Raw genomic sequence first — 16401 nt, forward strand, 5'->3', positions numbered from 1 at the left:
GGCCGGGCACTGTGCCCGCCCACAGAGATCACGACGACGCCGTTGTGGCGTGGCACAGCGTCGGCCGGCGGTTCCCCCGGACGGCCGCAGTCAGGCGCCCTCGACGAGGCGAGCGCGCCACGCGGCGAGGTCGGCGTCGGGGACGCCGGCGTCGCGCAGGGGCGCCCACGGGTCGTCGTCGAGCAGGTCGAGCACCGGCTCGATGTGCTCGGGTGTGACGCCGATGCGGCTCGCCTCGACCGACGCGTCGATCGCGCCCTGGGCGACGAGCCGGTCCCGCAGCGCGGCGCGGTGGTCGTTGGTGGCGGCGAAGTCGGCGGCGACGGTGGAGCGGTCGACCCCGGCGGCGCGGAGCAGGAGCGCGACGGCGACGCCGGTGCGGTCCTTGCCGGCGGCGCAGTGCACGAGCAGCGGGCCCGGCCCGTACGCGGCGATCCCGACGAGCTGCGGCAGCCAGGTCGCGCCGATCGACTCGACCAACAGGAGGTAGAGCTCGCCGGCGTCGAGCTCGCCGCGGCGGCCGCGTGCCTGCTCGGCGGGGGCCAGCGACGCGATCAGCGACAGCGTCGTCAGCTCCGACCCGAGCGCGGGCAGCGGGTGCACCGCGGGCAGCTCGATGGGGTTGCGCAGGTCGATGACGCTGCCGGGCGGCCAGGGCAGGCCACCGGGACCCTCGGTGGTGTCGCCCTCGAGCGGGGCGTCGGAGCGCCACAGCACGCCGGGGCGCGTGCGGCCGCCGTCGAGCGTCGGCATCCCGCCGACGTCGCGGAGGTTCGACAGCCGGGGGCTGTGGGGGACGACCAGGTCGGGGGTGGACGCGTCCGTGGGCGTGGCCGGCACCGCGGGTCTCCTTCGGCTGGGACCTCCATGGTCCCCCGGCGGCCGCTCCTCCTCGGCCGGTCGTGGGCGACTTCACCCCGGGCGGTGCAGGGTGGAACCCGTGTCCGACGACCTGGTCCTGCGCGCACCCCTGCCCTCGGACGAGCCGGTGGCGCGCGCGGCGCAGGCCGCGCTGACCGCGGACGGGTTCGACTTCGGGCTCCGGCCCGACGACGAACCGTGGCTGGCCTACCTCGACCGGCTCGACCGCGAGCACCGCGGCGACGGCCTGCCGCCGGGGCGGGTGGCGAGCACGTTCCTGTACGCCGACGTCGGCGGGCGGGTGGTCGGCCGGGCGTCGATCCGGCACACGCTCACCGACACGCTCTGCGTCGAGGGCGGCCACGTCGGCTACGCCGTCCTGCCCGAGGAGCGGCGCCGCGGCTACGCGACCGCGATCCTGCGGCGCAGCGTCGCGTTCCTCCGCGCCCGCGGCGTCGGGCCGGTCCTCGTGACCTGCCGCGAGGACAACGCGGGCTCGCTGGAGGTCATCCGCCGCTGCGGCGGTGTGCTCGACGCCGGGTGGCCCTCGTCGCGGCCCTACGGCGACCGCGTCGCCCCGACCCTGCGGTTCTGGATCCCGCCGGCGCCCTGAGCCCGTGGCTCCGTGACGGCTGCGAGCGGCGCGTCCGGCAAGTGGCGAGGCGCCTCTCGCGTGCGAAGGTGCTGCTCACGAGCGCGGCTCGGCAAGTGGTGCTGCCGATCCGTGTCCCGAGGACACGGGTCGGCAACTCCCTCGACGCCGCCGGGACCCTGGGCCCATGGGCTGGACGGTCACCGACGACGTCGAGGTGTTCCGGCGCGCGACCGCCGACCACCTCCGCGCGCACCGCGTCGCGTGCACGGTCGTCCTCACGATCGTCGAGCGCCTCCGCATGCCCGGCGCCGCGGCCGAGGACGGGCCGCCGGAGCTCGCCTGGTGGGACGGGGACGGCGGCGCGGTGATCGCCCGGACCCCGCCCCACCGCCCCGTGGTGAGCGCGATGTCGCCGGCGGCCGCGGCAGCCTGGGCCGCCGCCCAGCCGTGTCCGGAGCGCGTCCTCGGCCCCGCCGACACCGTCGAGCACCTCGCGCGGGCCTGGGGCGCCACCACCGAGCCCGTCGTGACCGAGCGGCTCCACCGCCTCGAGCGGCTCCGGCCGCCGGTCGACCCGCCGCCGACGCGGCGCGCGGTCGCGGGCGACGCCGACCTCCTCTGGTCCTGGCTGCTCGAGTTCCACCACGAGGCGACACCGGACGACCCGGTGCCGCCGCGGGCCGCGATGGACGCGGCCGTCGCCGAGGGGCGCGCGGTCGTCGCGCTCGCCGGCGGTGAGCCGGTCGCGTACGCGTCGGCCTCGCCGGTGATGCTCGGGACCGTCCGGATCGGCCCGGTCTACACGCGTCCCGCGCACCGGGGGAACGGCCACGGGGCCGCGGTCGCCGCGGCGGCGGCACGGCACGCGCGGGAGCGCGGCGCCGACGAGGTCCTGCTGTTCACCGACCTCGACAACCCGACGAGCAACGCGCTCTACGCGCGGCTCGGGTTCGTCGGCGTCACGGACATCGTCGACGCGCGGCTGGTGCCGGCGTCCACCTAGGGTTGACGAACACCGCCATCGTCAACCTAAGGTGGACGCATGGCAGACACTCCCGCGCCCCCGGTCCGTCTCGACGACCTCATCAACGCGATCACGTCGGTCCACTCCGACACCCTCGAGCAGCTCCAGGACGCCGTGCTCGCCGCCGAGCACCTCGGGGAGGTGGCCGATCACCTCATCGGGCACTTCGTCGACCAGGCCCGCCGCTCCGGGGCGTCGTGGACCGACATCGGCAAGCGCATGGGCGTCACCAAGCAGGCCGCCCAGAAGCGCTTCGTGCCCAAGGGCCCGGGCGGGGAGATCGACTTCGAGGAGGGCTTCGGCCGCTTCACCCCGCGCGCCCGCAACGTCGTCGTCGCCTCGCAGGAGGAGGCGCGCAGCGCCGGCAACGCCGAGATCACGCCCGTGCACCTGGCGCTCGGGCTGCTCCACGAGCCGGAGTCGCTCGCCGTCCTGACCATGAAGGAGCTCGGCGTCTCGCCGGAGACGGCGCGCCGCACGCTCGTCGGCACCCTGCCGCCCCGCGTCGAGGAGCTCGGTGCGCTCATCCCGTTCGACGGCACCGCCAAGAAGGTGCTGGAGCTGACGTTCCGCCAGGCCCTGCGGCTGGGGCACAACTACGTCGGCACCGAGCACATCCTGCTCGCGCTGCTCGAGCAGGAGGACGGCGCCGGCACGCTCACCGGCCTCGGGCTGGGGCGCGACGCCGTCGAGGGACAGATCGTCCGGACGCTGTCGATGCTCTCCGGCGCCCCTCAGGACCCTCAGACGCCGTAGATCCTCGTCGGCGTCACGAGCACGGCCGCGCGGCGCTCGCGCGCCATCGTCGCGTCGTACTCCGCCCAGTCGTCGTGCGTGCCGCCGGCGGCGACGAAGATCTCGCGCAGCAGGGCGGGGACGTCGACCACCCCCGTGAGCGGGTCGTCCGGCCCCGCGATCTCGGTGGCGCCCTCGACGCTCGTCCAGCGCCACCCGGCGCGCACCGTGACCGTCGTCCACGGACGGACGCGCAGGTGGGCGAGCTTCGCCGAGCCGCCCGCCGCGACGAGCGCCACGATCGGCGTCCCGTGCACCGGGTGGTCCATGACGCCGGCGTTGACGACGGACGACTGGATCGAGCCGTCCGCCCGGGCGGTCGACACGACGACGAGGAAGTGCTCACCGGCCGCCCGCTCGCGGAAGTGGTCGAGGTCCATGCCGTGAGCCTGGCACGGGCTCAGTCCAGCGCGAACCCGAACGGCAGCTCGAGGCGATGAGCGGCGAGGAAGTCGGCGTCGGCGAGCAGGTCGCGGGTCGCGGCGTCGGCGACCACCACGCCGCCGTCGATCACCACCGAGCGCGGGCAGAGCTGCAGGGCGTAGGGCAGGTCGTGGGTGACCATGAGCATCGTGCGATCCAGGCCGAGCAGGACGTCGGCGAGCTCGCGGCGGGCGACCGGGTCGAGGTGGGTCGAGGGCTCGTCGAGGACGAGGATCTCGGGGTCGCAGGCGAGGACGGTCGCGAGCGCCGCCCGGCGTCGCTGGCCGCCGGAGAGGTGCATGGGGGAGCGGTCGGCGAGCTCGGCGACCCCGACCGCGTCGAGGGCCTCCTTGACCCGCAACGACAGCTCCGGCTCGGTAACCCCGAAGTTCGCCGGCCCGAACGCGACGTCGTCGGCGACGGTGGGCATGAACAGCTGGTCGTCGGGGTCCTGGAAGACGATCCCGACCCGCCGCCGGATCTCCTGCACGTGCTCGCGGGTGACCTCCAGCCCACCGACGCGCACCGTCCCCGCCCCGGCCCGGTGCACACCGTTGAGGTGCAGCACGAGCGTCGTCTTGCCCGCCCCGTTCGGGCCCAGCAGCGCGACACGCTCGCCGCGCTCGATGCGCAGGTCGACGCCGAAGAGCGCCTGGTGGCCGTCGGGGTAGGCGAAGGCGAGCCCGGACACCTCGAGCGACGCCGTCATGGGTCGAGCTCCGCTCCGCTTCGTCTCCCGGTGGTCACCACACCCAGTATCCGGACACGGCGAGCAGCGCCGCGGCGACGGCGGGCACCAGGGCGACCGACCACGTCGCCGTCGACGCGGACGCCGTGGTGAAGGCGGGCATCGCGCCCGTGTAGCCGCGGGACAGCATCGCCAGGTGCACGCGCTCGCCCCGCTCGTAGGAGCGCAGGAACAGCGCGCCCACCGACCGCACGGTGGCGCCGAGCTGCCAGGCGAACCGCGGGTCGTGGCCCCGCGAGACGCGGGCCAGGCGCATCCGCCGGGCCTCGGCGGCGATGACCTCGAGGTAGCGCAGCATCAGCGTCGCGATCACGCACACCATCGACGGCACCCGCAGCCGCGAGAGCCCGGAGACGAGGTCGCGCAGCGGGGTGGTGGCCGCCAGCGTCACGGAGACGAGGACGCCGAGCGTGCCCTTGATCAGGATGTTCCAGCCGGCGAGCAGCCCGTCGACCGACAGCGACATGCCCCACCACTCGACCCGCGGGCCGGTCGCGAAGAACGGCAGCAGCACCGCGAGCACGACGAACGGGGCCTCGATGAGCGCGCGCGTCGCGAGCCAGCCCGGCGGGATCCGGGCCGCGACCCACACGCCCACGAGCAGCAGGAACTGCAGGCCGAACACCGCGAACGCCTCGCGCGGCGTCGCCACGACGGCGAGCACGAAGACGAACGCGACGACGATCTTCACGTGCGCCGGGAGCCGGTGGACCACCGAGTCGCCGGCGCGGTAGAGCGGGTGCGCGTGCCCGGCGGCCACTACTCGACCCGGCTCGGGGTGTCGTCGCGCGACCGCCGGCGCAGGAGCCAGAACAGCCCGCCGGCGACGACCAGCGTGGCCAGCACGCCGATGACCCCCGCGACGCCCGTGCTGCCCTCGCTGCCGCCGACGGTGTAGTCGGCGAGCGGGCTGCCCGCGGTGGCGTGCTCGCCGGCGTTCTGGGCGATGCACTGCCCGCCGACCGGCTCACCGGCCTCGTCGAGCTGGCAGCCGGTCTGCGTGACGGCGTCGAGACCGTCGGGGCTGCTGCTCGCCGCGTACGAGACGACGCCGGCGAGCAGCAGGGCGACGACGAGGAAGCCGGCGTAGAAGGCCAGCGGCAGCTTCTTCATGCCTGGGCTCCCTTGAACTGCAGCGACGGCGCGGCGGAGCGTGTCAGGTAGACGAGGTCGGGGCGCACGGCGGCGACGGCGCCGACGGTGAGCGCGGTGATGATGCCCTCGCCGATCCCGATCAGCGCGTGGAGCCCGGTCATGAGGCCGAAGACCGTGCCCAGCGCGAGGCCCTGGCCGCCGATCGCGTACTCGAGCACGAAGCCCAGCGACGCGACCACCGTGTTCACCCAGGCCGCGACGAACGCCGTCGCGATCAGGCCGCCGCGGCTGCGCAGGGCGATCCTGCGCAGGGCGACCGCGACGCCGTAGCCGACGAACGTGCCGATCAGCGCCATGTTGGTGATGTTGGTGCCGAGCGCGGACAGCCCGCCGTCGGCGAAGAGCAGCGCCTGGAGCAGCAGGACGATCGACACGCAGATCGCGCCGACGTACGGGCCGACGAGGATCGCGCAGAGCGCGCCGCCGAGCAGGTGGCCGCTGACCCCGGGCAGGATCGGGAAGTTCAGCATCTGGACGGCGAACACGAACGCGGCGACCAGCCCGGCCATCGGCGCGGTGCGGTCGTCGAGGTCGCGCCGGGCGCGGGCCACGCACACGGCGAGGCCGAGCACCGCGACGACACCGAAGATCACCGAGGTCGGCGCGTTCACGATGCCGTCGCTCATGTGCATGGCGACGAGGTCGGTGTGCGGTTCCACGAGTCACCCCCACGAGGCGGGTCCGGACACCCGGACGGGTGGCGGCGACCAGTGTGTCGCAGGACTTTCCCTGTCGCACTATTCCGGCGACAACCGGAACCTGGCCGAAAAGAGGGTGTGGCCGCGGCGCTGTCGTGAACGCCCGATTCCCCGGCATGCTCGTCCGATGACACAGCGGACGACGTGTGCGGTCGTGGGCGGCGGGCCGGCGGGGATCGTGCTGGGTCTCGTGCTGGCGCGCGCCGGGGTCGAGGTCACGGTGCTGGAGAAGCACGGCGACTTCCTGCGCGACTTCCGCGGCGACACCGTCCACCCGTCGACGATGACCCTGATCGACGAGCTGGGGCTCTGGGACCGGTTCGAGGCGCTGCCGTGGAAGCCGATCGACTCGGTGCGCGTGGTGGTCGACGCCGGTCCGGCGCAGATCGGCGACCTCAGCCGCCTGCGCGAGCCCCACCCGTTCGTCGCCATGGTGCCGCAGTGGCACCTGCTCGACATGCTCGCCGCCGCGGGCGAGGAGGAGCCGACGTTCACGCTGATCCGCCACGCGGAGGTCACCGACCTCGTCCGGCGCGGCGGGCGGGTCACCGGGGTGCGCTGGGGCTCCTCCGGCATCGAGGGCCACGAGCTCGCCGCCGACCTCGTCGTCGCCTGCGACGGGCGCGACTCGCGGGTGCGGGAGCTGTCCGGGCTGCCGCAGCACGACTTCGCCGTGCCCATGGACGTCTGGTGGTTCCGGCTGCCGCGCGAGCCCGAGGACCCGGCGGGCGGGCTCGGCAGGCTGTCGGCCGACGGCCGCATGATCATCATGATCGACCGCGGCGACCACTACCAGGTCGCCTACCTCATCGCCCGCGGCACCGACGCCGAGTCCCGCCGCGGCCCGGTGCAGGCGCTGCGCGACGACCTGGACCGGGCCATGCCGTGGCTCGGCGAGCGTGTCGACGCCCTGGAGAGCTGGGACGACGTCAAGCTCCTGCGCGTCGCCCTGAACCGGCTGCGGCGCTGGTCGGCGCCGGGCCTGCTCTGCATCGGCGACGCGGCGCACGCGATGTCCCCGGTCGGCGGCGTCGGCATCAACCTCGCCGTGCAGGACGCCGTCGCCACCGCGCGTCTCCTCGCGCCGGCGCTCGGCCCGGACCCCGACCCCGCCGCCGTCGACCGCGCCGCGCGGCGGGTGCAGCGGCGCCGGTGGTTCCCGACGGTCGCCACCCAGACCGCGCAGCGCATCGCGCACCGCGTCGTCGTGCGCAACGTCCTGCGGGGCGGCGGGCTGGGGGTCGGCCGGCTGCCGGCGCCGGTGCGGCTGCTGCAGCGGGTGCCGGCGCTGCAGGTCGTGCCCGCCTACCTCGTCGGGGTCGGGTTCCTGCCCGAGCGCGCGCCGGCGTGGGCGCGGCGGGGTCAGGACGCGAGCGCGAAGAACTCCAGCGCGTTCCCGTCGGGGTCGGTGAAGGACAGCGCCCAGCCGTAGTCGGCCTCGACGATGCCGCTGTGCGTGACGCCGATCTGGTCGAGGTGGGTCTGCCACGCCGCGACCTCGGCGCGGTCGGCGCACGCGAAGCCGACGTGGTCGAGCCCGGGGGAGACGACGTCGAACCGGTCGCCCGAGCGCGCGGCGTCGTGCGCGGTCAGGCCGAACAGCTGCCCGCCGGCCAGCGCGAACACCTTCCGCTCGAACGGCCCGTCGGACAGCGTCATCGCCGGCTCGACGCCGAAGAGCCGCTCGTACCAGGGCCGGCTGGTCCCGAGGTCGGTCACCGACAGCGCGACGTGGGAGATCGAGGGCAGCTCGGGCATCGGGGCCTCCGGGTGTGGGACGCGGCGAACGTGGTGTTCGCTGCTTCTATCGCAGCGAAGGCCACGTTCGCTGCACCGGGGAGCGCCGGTTCAGTCCGCGCGGACCGGGAAGCGCCGGGGCCCGCGCAGGACCGTCGCGACGCGCGGCACGAGCCGTCCCGCCGGGCGCAGGCGCGGCATCCGCTCCGCGAGCAGCTCCAGCGCGACCTCGCCCTCCATGCGCGCGAGCGCGGCACCGAGGCAGTAGTGCGCGCCGCCGGAGAACGCGAGATGCGCCGTGGTCTGCTCGCGGCGCGGGTCGAAGCGGTCGGGGTCGGGGTGCGCGGCGGGGTCGCGGCCCGCGCTAGCCAGCAGGACGAGCACGCCGGTGTCGCGGCGCAGCGTCCGCCCGCCGAGCTCGACGTCCTCGTGCGCGAACCGCGCCGTGAGCTGTACCGGCGGGTCGAAGCGCAGGGTCTCCTCGACGACGCTCGCGGCGAGGCCCGGGTCCGCGGCCAGGTCGTCCCAGGTCCCGCTCGCGTGCAGGGCGCGCACCGCGTTGCCGACGAGGTTGGTCGTCGTCTCGAACCCGGCGATCAGCAGCAGCTGGGCCAGCGAGACGAGCTCGTCGAGGGTCAGCGTGCCCTCGTCGAGCGCGTGCACGAGCTGGGAGATCACGTCCTCGCCGGGGTCGGCGCGGCGGCGCTCGACGAGGTCGGCGAACAGCGAGCGCAGGTCGGCGGTGGCCCGCGAGAGCGCGTGGGCGTGGCGCACCGAGTGGACGCCGTCGAGCGCCGCGCCCACGACCCGGCCCCAGGCCGCGAAGCGCGGGGTGTCGACGTCGGGGATGGCGAGCAGCTCGGAGATGACGCTGATCGGCAGCGGCGCGGCGAGCGTGCTGACCAGGTCGAACGGACCCTGCGCGGGCGCGGCGTCGAGGAGCTTCCCGGTGACCGTGCGGGCCGTCTCGCGGTACTGCGCCAGGCGCTTCGGGGCGAACGTCGGCTGCGCGAGGCGCCGCAGCCGGGTGTGGTCGGGCGCGTCGAGACCGAGCAGCGAGAGGTCGATCGGTTCGAGCAGGGCCGCCTCGGGATCGGTCGGGTCGCCGCCCGTCGTGCTGCTGGCGTCGTCGCTCTCGGAGGCGCCAGCTCCCCTATCGGCGTGCTCCCCTGATTGCTCCGTGTCGCGCGGATCGAACGGCATCCGCCCGTCGGCCAGCCGGACACCGAAGCGGCGGTCGCGCAGCACCGCGGTCGCGGCCTCGTGGGAGGCGACCGCGCGGATGCCCGTCCGGCTCCGGGCGACGCCGCCCCCGGCCGCGGCGTCGGCGCGCAGCCGCGCGTAGGTGGGGTACGGATCGAGGCGCCAGGGACGGTGCATGAGCCGTGCGACGGGGTCGCCGCGCAGGGCCAGCGCCAGGCCGCCCGCACGCATCATCGCGATCCGGGTGCCGAGGCGGAGGTCCGACCGCCAGCGCGGCAGGGGCGTCGGCGCCGTGCGGGGGTCCGCCTGATCCGTCGTCACATACCCAGAGTATGACGGTGCGGCGAGTCACGCCCCCACCGCTGGACCGGGAGTCACCCGGCGCGGAGGGTGAAAGGTGACGGTCCGGGACGGCGCAGTCCGACCCTCTGGACCACCATGGCCACCGAGGCGCACGACGGCAGGGGGAACGCGACCGTGACGAGCACCAGCCCGGCGGCACGCGCGCCGATCGGCGCCGCCGCCGACCCGGTGCGGCTGCTCCGGTCCTGGACGCCCGGCGAGGGCTCCTGGTTCTCCGGCCCGCAGGGCGCGCTGCTGACCCGTGGCACGCGCACCCGGCTGCCCTCGGGTGACGCCGACGCCGTGCTGCGGCGCCTGCGGGAGCTCGGCGGGTCGGCCCTCGCGGTCGGTGCCCTGCCCTTCGACCCCGCCGCGCCGGCGCACCTCGTCGTGCCCGAGCACGTCGAGCGCGCCGACCCCCTCGGCGCCGTCCTCGTCGCCGGGCCGGGCAGCACGCCGGTGGCCGGCACCGCCCGCCCCGTCCCGGCCCCGGCGGTCTACGAGTCGATGGTCGCCGAGGCGCTCGCGCGCATGGCGACCGGCGCGTTGGACAAGGTCGTGCTGGCCCGCGCGCTGGAGGTCGTCGCCGACGGGCCGGTTGACCCGGTGCCGATGCTGCGCGAGCTCGCCCGCCGCGACCCGCGCAGCTACCTGTTCGCCGTCGACCTCCCGCCCGCGCGGCCCGGGACGGCGCGCACGCTGCTCGGCGCCAGCCCGGAGCTGTTGCTCTCGCGGCGCGGCACGACGGTGACGGCGAACCCGCTCGCCGGCTCGGCGGCCCGCTCGCCCGACCCCGAGGAGGACCGGCGCCGCGGCGAGGCCCTCCTCGCGTCCGCGAAGGACCGCCACGAGCACGCGCTCGTCGTCGCCGACGTCGCCGAGCGGCTGCGTCCCCTGGCCGACGACCTCGAGGTGCCCGACGAGCCCTCGCTCGTGCGCACCCCGACCCTGTGGCACCTGTCGACGACCGTGCGCGCACGGACCACCGACCCCGACGCGTCGGCGCTGCACCTCGCGCAGGCGCTGCACCCGACGCCGGCGGTGTGCGGGGTGCCGCGGCCCGCCGCGCACGCCGCGATCACCGAGATCGAGCCGTTCGACCGCGGCTTCTACACCGGCGCCGTGGGGTGGACCGACGCGCACGGCGACGGCGAGTGGGTCATGGCGCTGCGCTGCGGCGAGGTCCAGGGCGACCGCGTCCGGCTCTGGGCCGGCGCCGGCATCGTGCCCGCCTCGCGCCCCGCCGACGAGCTCGCCGAGACCGCGGTCAAGCTGCGCACCCTGCTCGACGCGCTGGGGCTCGACGAGGGGTGAGCACCTGGGACGGGATCCGCGCCGACCGCGAGCTGCTGCGCGACGACGACCTGCTCGTCCTCGACAAGCCGGCGGGCTGGTCGGTGATGGGTGAGCGCCACGACACCGACCTCGTCCGCCTGGCCGCCGACGCCGGCGAGAAGCTCTGGCCCGCGCACCGCATCGACAAGGTGACCTCGGGGATCGTCCTGTTCGCGCGCCGGCTCGAGGCGCACGGCGACCTCACCCGCCAGTTCGCCGAGCGCACCGTCGCGAAGACCTACCTCGCCGTCGCGTCCGGCACCGGCCTGCCCGAGCGGGGCACGGTCGAGCTCCCGCTGTCGGTCGGCCGCAAGAACCGCGTGCGCATCGCCGCGCCGCGCGAGGCGATCACGTGCGTTTCCGGTCCTGACGGCGGCACCTGGTCCGTCCCCGCCGACGCCGTCCTGCCCGGCGACACCTATCCGTCGACGACGACGTTCGAGGTGCTCCGCCGCGGCGAGGACCGGACGCTGCTGGCGGTGACGCCGACGACGGGGCGCCGCCACCAGATCCGCGTGCACCTCGCCTGGATCGGCCACGCGCTCGTCGGCGACCCGCTGTTCACGAAGAACCCGGAGACCCGCACGGGTCTGCACGCCTGGCGCCTCGCGTTCACCGGCCCCGACGGCGTCCGCCACGACCTCGAGGCCCCGCCGCGCGACGACTTCCGGGCCCTGGGCCCCGCCGCCACGTGACCGGCTCGAACCACGGCGAGCACGCCGCGATCCCGAACGAGAAACGATCGCTGTGCGGTCCACTCTTTCGGGCCTGAGATCTTCTCTGCGCTCGACATAGATTGGTTGCTCGTGCGTGCGACGAGCAAGCGCAGAATCTGGAAGAGCGTCGGCCAGAATTGGGGGTATCTGGTCCTGGCGCTCGTGGCGTACGGCTGGTTCATTGCGGACCGGACGAACCCAGTGCTGCTACTGGTCGGTTCTGCGCTGGTCATCGTGTTCGCGCTGTTCTTCGCGGAGACGCCGTGCATGGCGATCAACAAAGAGAAGCGCGACGGCGAAGTGGACTACTGCGGCAACAACGGTCGGGGCCTCTTGGGTGCATGCCACCTCAAGCGGCACAAGTGGGAGAACCTCAAAGCGTTGAGCAGTCGTCAGCGCGGTGTTCAGGCTCTACGGCACACCGTGTCGCGCTTCTGTGGACAGGCAGCGGCGTTCTCGGCGGCCGCCGGCATCGGTTCGTTGCTCGTCGCGACGCTGACCTTCGTGTTCGTCGCGACGAGACAGCCACCGCCGGTACCCTGATCGCGCGCTCCCCGGCGCTGCCAGAGCGGTGTCTCTCCGACGAAAGCGCTTCGACTTCCGAAGCATTTCTCCGAAAGAGCCGGCGCCCGGGCCCGGCCTTCGCCTCTTCCTCTCCGACGGAACTGCTTCGATTTCCGAAGCATGTCTCCGGAAGAGTCGGCACCCCGGCCCGGTGTCAGGCCAGCGCCTCCGCCAGGTTCCCGATGGTCAGCCGCATCTCGTCCGGCGTGACCTCGCGGACGCGGGCGAGGATCTCGGGGTCCGTGAGGTCCGCCCAGTCGTGGTACAGCGTGACGACGGTGCGGTCGTCGCCGTCGGGTTCGAGCTCCCAGCCCCACACGTGCCCGGAGGGCTGCGCGCCGGGGCGGGCGGGCGCCCAGGCGAGCGCGCGGTCGGACTCGTAGCGCACCACGTGGTTCTCGACGCGGTAGCGGCCGCGATCGGGGTTGTCCATCTCCATCACGAAGACGTCGCCGACCTCCATGATCGCCAGGTGGGTGTGCGAGGCGTGGACCGTGCCGCTGCCGTCGAGGTCGGGGTGACGGTCGGGGTCGGCGAGGAGGGCGAAGACCCGCTCGACCGGGGCGTCGAGGGTGTCGGTCACCGAGATGCGCGTGTCGCTCACGGCGCGATCGTCCCAGGGGCGGTCGTGGCCGGCCCGCGCGCGGGGTACTCCGCCCGCATGGGCTCGACGGAGATCACCCTGCACCGGGGCGACATCACGAAGGCCGAGGTCGACGCGGTCGTCAACGCCGCGAACTCCGGGCTCCTCGGCGGCGGGGGTGTCGACGGCGCCATCCACCGCGCGGGCGGTCCGGCGATCCTCGAGGCCTGTCGGGAACTGCGGCGCACGACGCTGCCCGACGGCCTGCCGACCGGGCAGGCGGTCGCGACGACGGCGGGCGACCTCGCGGCGCAGTGGGTGATCCACACCGTCGGTCCCGTGTACGCGAAGTCCGAGGACCGCTCGGAGCTCCTCGCGTCCGCGTACCGGGAGTCGCTGCGGGTCGCCGACGAGGTCGGCGCGCGCACCGTGGCGTTCCCCGCGGTGTCGGCCGGCGTCTACGGATGGCCGCTCGACGACGCGGCGCGGATCGCCGTGACGACGGTGCGGAACACCGAGAGTGCGGTGCGCGAGGCGCAGTTCATCCTCTTCAGCGATCAAGTCCTCGATGCCTTCGTCCGGGCGGCCGAACCGAGTGGGTGAGACGTCGTACTGACGGCACGCGCCGTGTGCGGGACGTCCCAGACCCACAGCGGTTGTGCTCCGAACCGGTTCGGGTGACGTGCCCCTGAGCACGCCGAACGGTGCGTGACCTGCCCGTCACTGCCTCGTTGGGTCGGTCGATCGCGCGGTGTGGGAGCCGCGCACGCGAGCGAGGGGCAGACGCCGATGGCGGGTAGGCATCGCAGGGGGGCACAGCGCGGGGCGTCCGCCGGCCGGATCGGGGTCTCGGTGGCCACGATCGGTCTCGGCGCGCTCCAGCTGGGCGGGGTCGCGCTCGCGGCGCCGGCCGCCGGCGGCGGCGGGGTCGACGGCACGCCGTGCACGGACGCGCGCATCAAGGCGTGCGTCGACCTCTCGGAGAACCGGGCCTGGCTGCTCGACGGCGACGGCAACGTCGTCTACGGCCCCGTGAAGAACAGCCACGGCGCCGAGGGCTACGAGACCCCGACCGGGGACTTCGTCATCCAGCGCAAGGAACGCCACCACGTGAGCCAGGAGTACGAGGGCTCGCCGATGCCGTACGCGGTGTTCTTCGACAACAACGGCCGCGCGTTCCACGGCGGCAGCACCGACCGCCAGTCGGCGGGCTGCGTGCGCCTCGGCCCGGACGACGCGAAGCGCTTCTTCGAGCACCTCAACCCGAACGACCGGGTCCAGATCGTCGAGTGACGAGCTCCGGCCAGGACTGATCGTGGCCGACGTGATCGTGGCCGGGCGCGGCGGGCGAGGGGCATCCGAGGGGGGTGCCCCTCGCCCGTCCGGTTCCCGGCCGGGCGGATCAGGCGCGGCGGCGCAGCACGAGCGCGACCGCCCCGCCGACGACCACGATCGCGATCACGACGAACACCCAGGCGGGCACGCCGCCACCGGAGCTGTCGGGACCGGCCGCGGCGGCCGGTGACGGCGGCGCGGCCTCGTGGCCGGCGTGCCCCGAGGGTGCGGCCGGGCCGGGGGCGGCGGCGGTGCTCGCCGGCGCGGACGGCGTGGTCAGGTCGAACGTGACCGACCCGGTCGTCGGGTGGCCGTCACTGGAGATGATCCGGTAACCGACCTCGTAGCGACCGGCCTGGCCGAGCGGCCCGACGGGCACCGAGACGACGCTGCCCTGCGTCGTCGCCTGGCCCTGCTCGTGGTGGGCGCCGTCGGGGCCGACCACCGTGAGCGTGGAGAGCTGGCCCTGCGGGTCGTCGCTGAAGGTCACCGACACCTGGGTCGGCGCGGTCGCGACGGTCGAGCCGTCGGCGGGGTCGCTGCCGGTGACGACGTCGTGCGCGCTCGCCGTGCCGGCCGTCAGCAGGAGGACGGCGAGAGCGAGCAGGCCGCCGAGGAGCGCGGCGAGCGGGCGTGTGCGGGCGGACGGGGTCCGCGATGTGGGCATGGAGGGGTCCTTCCGTGTCGGGGTGTCGTCGCGGTGGGGCGCGGCGACGGGGGTCCCCGGCGCGGGTGGAGCGTGACGGCGGCGCGGCGTTGCCGGATGGTTCTCCGCGGACGCTGCGGGGGCTCGAGGCGTGGTCGGCGCGGCGTCGGTGTCGGCCCGGCGAGGCGGCGGGTCCAGGTCGCGACGCGTCGGCGGACGGCGCGGGCGAGCGCACGGTCGGCGTGGGCGATGCCGCCGGCGACGAGCACGGCCACCGCGAGGTGGGCGACGAGCATGCCCGCGTCGTTCGGGGCCGTGGCGGGCATGGCGGCGTGGTCGTGGCCGTGGGCGCCTGCCGGCATGGCCAGGTGCAGCGCGACCTGCCCGGCGGCGAGGACGGCCGCGAGGCGCGCGAGCGACCGCGGCCGGGCGCCGAGCAGGGCCGTCGCGGCGACGACCCCGAGCCCCGCCGCGAGCGCGGTCGGGGTGGCCGAGACCGCGCCGCCGGCCTCCCCGTGCGCCGCGACCCCGAGGACCGCGGCACACCCTCCGAGCAGCACGGCACGCGCCGGCGTCGCTCGGTCGGGGGTCACGGGCCTCCACGGTAGCCCCGTGGCGGTGAGTGCCCGTACGTGAGCACTTTCCGGGCCGATAGGCCCGGAAAGTGCTCACATGGCGCGGAGGAAGGCGGTGATCTCGGCGACCGCCTGCCGCGAGGTGCGCGGGGTGAGGCCGCCGGTGGCGACGTAGCCGTGCGCGGCGCCGAGGTAGCGGGTGTGGCGCACCGGCACGTCGGCGGCGTCGAGCGCGATGACGTAGCGCTCGCCGTGGTCGCGCAGCGGGTCGTGGTCGGCGGTCTGCACGAGTGCCGGCGGCAGGCCGGTCAGGTCGGCGCGCAGCGGCGAGGCGTAGGGGTGGCGGCCGTCGGCGTCGCCGAGGTACAGCGCGTGGAAGCCGCGGATGTCGGCCGCCGAGAGGATCGGGGCGACCGGGATCTCGTGTTCCGAGGGCAGCACGTCGACCATCTCCACGCCCGGGTAGACGAGCGCCTGCGCGGCGATCGCCGGGGCGTCGAGGCCGTCGCGCCGCCGGTCGCGAGCCATGAGGCACACGACGGTCGCGAGGTTGCCGCCCGCGCTGTCGCCCATGACCGCGAGCCGCGCGGGGTCGATGCCGAAGCGCCCGGGGTCGGCGGCGAGCGCGGCGACGGCGTCGTAGCAGTCCTGGGCGGCGACGGGGAACCGGTGCTCGGGGGCGAGCCGGTAGTCGACGGAGACGACCACCGCCGCCGCCTCGCGCGCCACGTGGGCGCAGAACCACTCGGACTGGTCGAGGTCGCCCTGCACGAAGCCGCCGCCGTGGAAGTTGACGACGACCGGCGCCGGCGCGTCGCACGACGGCGGCCGGTACACGCGCACCCCGAGCCCGCCGGGCACGGCGTCGGTCGGCAGCGTCGTCTCCTCGACGACCACGTCCCGCGGCGGCGTGCCGATCACCGCGCGGCCGAGCGGGCCGTGCTGCAGGCGCAGCACGGCCGCCCGGGCGGCGGGGACGTCGGCGGGATCGAGATGGGCGACCGACCTGCCGAGCCAGCGACGGGTCGTGCCCACGACACGGAGACCGAGGGGGAGGCGCACGGGG

21 protein-coding genes are annotated in these 16401 nt (G+C 75.1%); 9 read left to right on the forward strand and 12 right to left on the reverse strand.

What is annotated here, in order from left to right:
* Positions 1 to 90: 90 nt before the first annotated feature.
* Positions 91 to 840: a tyrosine-protein phosphatase gene (locus WCD58_RS07205; RefSeq protein ID WP_337701074.1), complete on the reverse strand. Its 750-nt coding sequence runs from the start codon at positions 838 to 840 to the stop codon at positions 91 to 93.
* Positions 841 to 940: 100 nt separating this feature from the next.
* On the opposite strand from WCD58_RS07205, the gene WCD58_RS07210 reads away from it, so the two are divergent.
* The 3 genes from WCD58_RS07210 (at position 941) to WCD58_RS07220 (ending at position 3236) form a co-directional block, all read left to right on the forward strand.
* Positions 941 to 1474 (forward strand): GNAT family N-acetyltransferase, encoded by a 534-nt coding sequence (locus WCD58_RS07210; RefSeq protein WP_337701076.1) that lies wholly within the window; start codon positions 941 to 943, stop codon positions 1472 to 1474.
* A 166-nt stretch (positions 1475 to 1640) separates the two neighbouring features.
* Positions 1641 to 2459 (forward strand): GNAT family N-acetyltransferase, encoded by an 819-nt coding sequence (locus WCD58_RS07215; RefSeq protein WP_337701078.1) that lies wholly within the window; start codon positions 1641 to 1643, stop codon positions 2457 to 2459.
* Positions 2460 to 2498: 39 nt separating this feature from the next.
* A complete protein-coding gene (locus WCD58_RS07220) occupies positions 2499 to 3236 on the forward strand; it encodes a Clp protease N-terminal domain-containing protein (protein ID WP_337701080.1) in 738 nt (245 codons plus the stop codon).
* Here the strand turns inward: WCD58_RS07220 and WCD58_RS07225 are convergent.
* Genes WCD58_RS07225 through WCD58_RS07245 form a run of 5 tightly spaced genes read right to left on the reverse strand, consistent with a single transcriptional unit; the run spans position 3224 to position 6233 of the window.
* On the reverse strand, positions 3224 to 3655 hold the full coding sequence (locus WCD58_RS07225; RefSeq protein WP_337701082.1) for a pyridoxamine 5'-phosphate oxidase family protein: 432 nt from the start codon (positions 3653 to 3655) through the stop codon (positions 3224 to 3226). The genes WCD58_RS07220 and WCD58_RS07225 overlap by 13 nt on opposite strands.
* Before the next feature lie 20 nt (positions 3656 to 3675).
* Positions 3676 to 4407, reverse strand: coding sequence for an energy-coupling factor ABC transporter ATP-binding protein (locus tag WCD58_RS07230; RefSeq protein ID WP_337701084.1), 732 nt, complete (start codon positions 4405 to 4407; stop codon positions 3676 to 3678).
* Between the two features lie 34 nt (positions 4408 to 4441).
* On the reverse strand, positions 4442 to 5206 hold the full coding sequence (gene cbiQ / locus WCD58_RS07235) for a cobalt ECF transporter T component CbiQ (RefSeq protein ID WP_337701086.1): 765 nt from the start codon (positions 5204 to 5206) through the stop codon (positions 4442 to 4444).
* Complete coding sequence (locus WCD58_RS07240; RefSeq protein ID WP_337701088.1) at positions 5206 to 5559, reverse strand: PDGLE domain-containing protein; 354 nt, start codon at positions 5557 to 5559, stop codon at positions 5206 to 5208. Before WCD58_RS07240 ends, cbiQ begins: the two co-directional genes overlap by 1 nt.
* A complete protein-coding gene (locus tag WCD58_RS07245) occupies positions 5556 to 6233 on the reverse strand; it encodes an energy-coupling factor ABC transporter permease (protein WP_337702004.1) in 678 nt (225 codons plus the stop codon). The genes WCD58_RS07240 and WCD58_RS07245 overlap by 4 nt, the downstream gene beginning before the upstream one ends.
* Before the next feature lie 193 nt (positions 6234 to 6426).
* Between WCD58_RS07245 and WCD58_RS07250 the strand changes: the two genes are divergently transcribed.
* Positions 6427 to 7731, forward strand: coding sequence for an FAD-dependent oxidoreductase (locus tag WCD58_RS07250; RefSeq protein WP_337701090.1), 1305 nt, complete (start codon positions 6427 to 6429; stop codon positions 7729 to 7731).
* Here WCD58_RS07250 and WCD58_RS07255 read toward each other — a convergent pair.
* The gene (locus WCD58_RS07255; protein WP_337701092.1) at positions 7662 to 8057 is read right to left on the reverse strand and encodes a VOC family protein; all 396 of its coding nucleotides are present in this window, start codon (positions 8055 to 8057) and stop codon (positions 7662 to 7664) included. The two genes, WCD58_RS07250 and WCD58_RS07255, sit on opposite strands and share 70 nt — an antisense overlap.
* 90 nt (positions 8058 to 8147) lie before the next feature.
* A complete protein-coding gene (locus WCD58_RS07260; RefSeq protein WP_337701094.1) occupies positions 8148 to 9560 on the reverse strand; it encodes a cytochrome P450 in 1413 nt (470 codons plus the stop codon).
* A 156-nt stretch (positions 9561 to 9716) separates the two neighbouring features.
* Here WCD58_RS07260 and WCD58_RS07265 point away from each other — a divergent pair, with 156 nt between their 5' ends.
* The 3 genes from WCD58_RS07265 (at position 9717) to WCD58_RS07275 (ending at position 12175) form a co-directional block, all read left to right on the forward strand.
* Entirely contained in the window at positions 9717 to 10895 is a 1179-nt protein-coding gene (locus WCD58_RS07265) for an isochorismate synthase (RefSeq protein WP_337701097.1), read from the forward strand.
* On the forward strand, positions 10892 to 11611 hold the full coding sequence (locus WCD58_RS07270) for an RluA family pseudouridine synthase (RefSeq protein ID WP_337701099.1): 720 nt from the start codon (positions 10892 to 10894) through the stop codon (positions 11609 to 11611). Before WCD58_RS07265 ends, WCD58_RS07270 begins: the two co-directional genes overlap by 4 nt.
* Before the next feature lie 111 nt (positions 11612 to 11722).
* Positions 11723 to 12175 (forward strand): hypothetical protein, encoded by a 453-nt coding sequence (locus tag WCD58_RS07275; protein WP_337701101.1) that lies wholly within the window; start codon positions 11723 to 11725, stop codon positions 12173 to 12175.
* A 175-nt stretch (positions 12176 to 12350) separates the two neighbouring features.
* Here WCD58_RS07275 and WCD58_RS07280 read toward each other — a convergent pair whose 3' ends face one another.
* Positions 12351 to 12800, reverse strand: coding sequence for an SRPBCC family protein (locus WCD58_RS07280; protein WP_337701103.1), 450 nt, complete (start codon positions 12798 to 12800; stop codon positions 12351 to 12353).
* Positions 12801 to 12857: 57 nt separating this feature from the next.
* Here WCD58_RS07280 and WCD58_RS07285 point away from each other — a divergent pair, with 57 nt between their 5' ends.
* On the forward strand, positions 12858 to 13382 hold the full coding sequence (locus WCD58_RS07285; protein ID WP_337702006.1) for an O-acetyl-ADP-ribose deacetylase: 525 nt from the start codon (positions 12858 to 12860) through the stop codon (positions 13380 to 13382).
* Positions 13383 to 13631: 249 nt separating this feature from the next.
* Positions 13632 to 14072, forward strand: a complete 441-nt coding sequence (locus WCD58_RS07290; protein WP_337701105.1) for a L,D-transpeptidase — start codon at positions 13632 to 13634, stop codon at positions 14070 to 14072.
* Positions 14073 to 14181: 109 nt separating this feature from the next.
* Here the strand turns inward: WCD58_RS07290 and WCD58_RS07295 are convergent, their stop codons facing one another.
* From WCD58_RS07295 to WCD58_RS07305, 3 genes are all read right to left on the reverse strand, one after another.
* A complete protein-coding gene (locus WCD58_RS07295; protein ID WP_337701108.1) occupies positions 14182 to 14781 on the reverse strand; it encodes a copper resistance CopC family protein in 600 nt (199 codons plus the stop codon).
* Positions 14694 to 15353, reverse strand: coding sequence for a hypothetical protein (locus WCD58_RS07300; protein WP_337701110.1), 660 nt, complete (start codon positions 15351 to 15353; stop codon positions 14694 to 14696). Before WCD58_RS07300 ends, WCD58_RS07295 begins: the two co-directional genes overlap by 88 nt.
* 75 nt (positions 15354 to 15428) lie before the next feature.
* A complete protein-coding gene (locus WCD58_RS07305; RefSeq protein ID WP_337701113.1) occupies positions 15429 to 16397 on the reverse strand; it encodes an alpha/beta hydrolase in 969 nt (322 codons plus the stop codon).
* Positions 16398 to 16401 lie beyond the last annotated feature (4 nt).

This window comes from Actinomycetospora flava, assembly GCF_037400335.1.
Classification (GTDB): Bacteria; Actinomycetota; Actinomycetes; order Mycobacteriales; family Pseudonocardiaceae; genus Actinomycetospora; species Actinomycetospora flava.

Excerpts from the sequence above, each read along its gene's own strand:
- WCD58_RS07295 (WP_337701108.1), bottom strand. The coding sequence starts at position 14,781 with ATGCCCACATCGCGGACCCCGTCCGCCCGCACACGCCCGCTCGCCGCG.
- WCD58_RS07255 (WP_337701092.1), bottom strand. The coding sequence starts at position 8,057 with ATGCCCGAGCTGCCCTCGATCTCCCACGTCGCGCTGTCGGTGACCGAC.
- WCD58_RS07220 (WP_337701080.1), top strand. The coding sequence starts at position 2,499 with ATGGCAGACACTCCCGCGCCCCCGGTCCGTCTCGACGACCTCATCAAC.
- WCD58_RS07250 (WP_337701090.1), top strand. The coding sequence starts at position 6,427 with ATGACACAGCGGACGACGTGTGCGGTCGTGGGCGGCGGGCCGGCGGGG.
- WCD58_RS07285 (WP_337702006.1), top strand. The coding sequence starts at position 12,858 with ATGGGCTCGACGGAGATCACCCTGCACCGGGGCGACATCACGAAGGCC.
- WCD58_RS07240 (WP_337701088.1), bottom strand. The coding sequence starts at position 5,559 with ATGAAGAAGCTGCCGCTGGCCTTCTACGCCGGCTTCCTCGTCGTCGCC.
- WCD58_RS07225 (WP_337701082.1), bottom strand. The coding sequence starts at position 3,655 with ATGGACCTCGACCACTTCCGCGAGCGGGCGGCCGGTGAGCACTTCCTC.
- WCD58_RS07215 (WP_337701078.1), top strand. The coding sequence starts at position 1,641 with ATGGGCTGGACGGTCACCGACGACGTCGAGGTGTTCCGGCGCGCGACC.
- WCD58_RS07245 (WP_337702004.1), bottom strand. The coding sequence starts at position 6,233 with ATGCACATGAGCGACGGCATCGTGAACGCGCCGACCTCGGTGATCTTC.
- WCD58_RS07230 (WP_337701084.1), bottom strand. The coding sequence starts at position 4,407 with ATGACGGCGTCGCTCGAGGTGTCCGGGCTCGCCTTCGCCTACCCCGAC.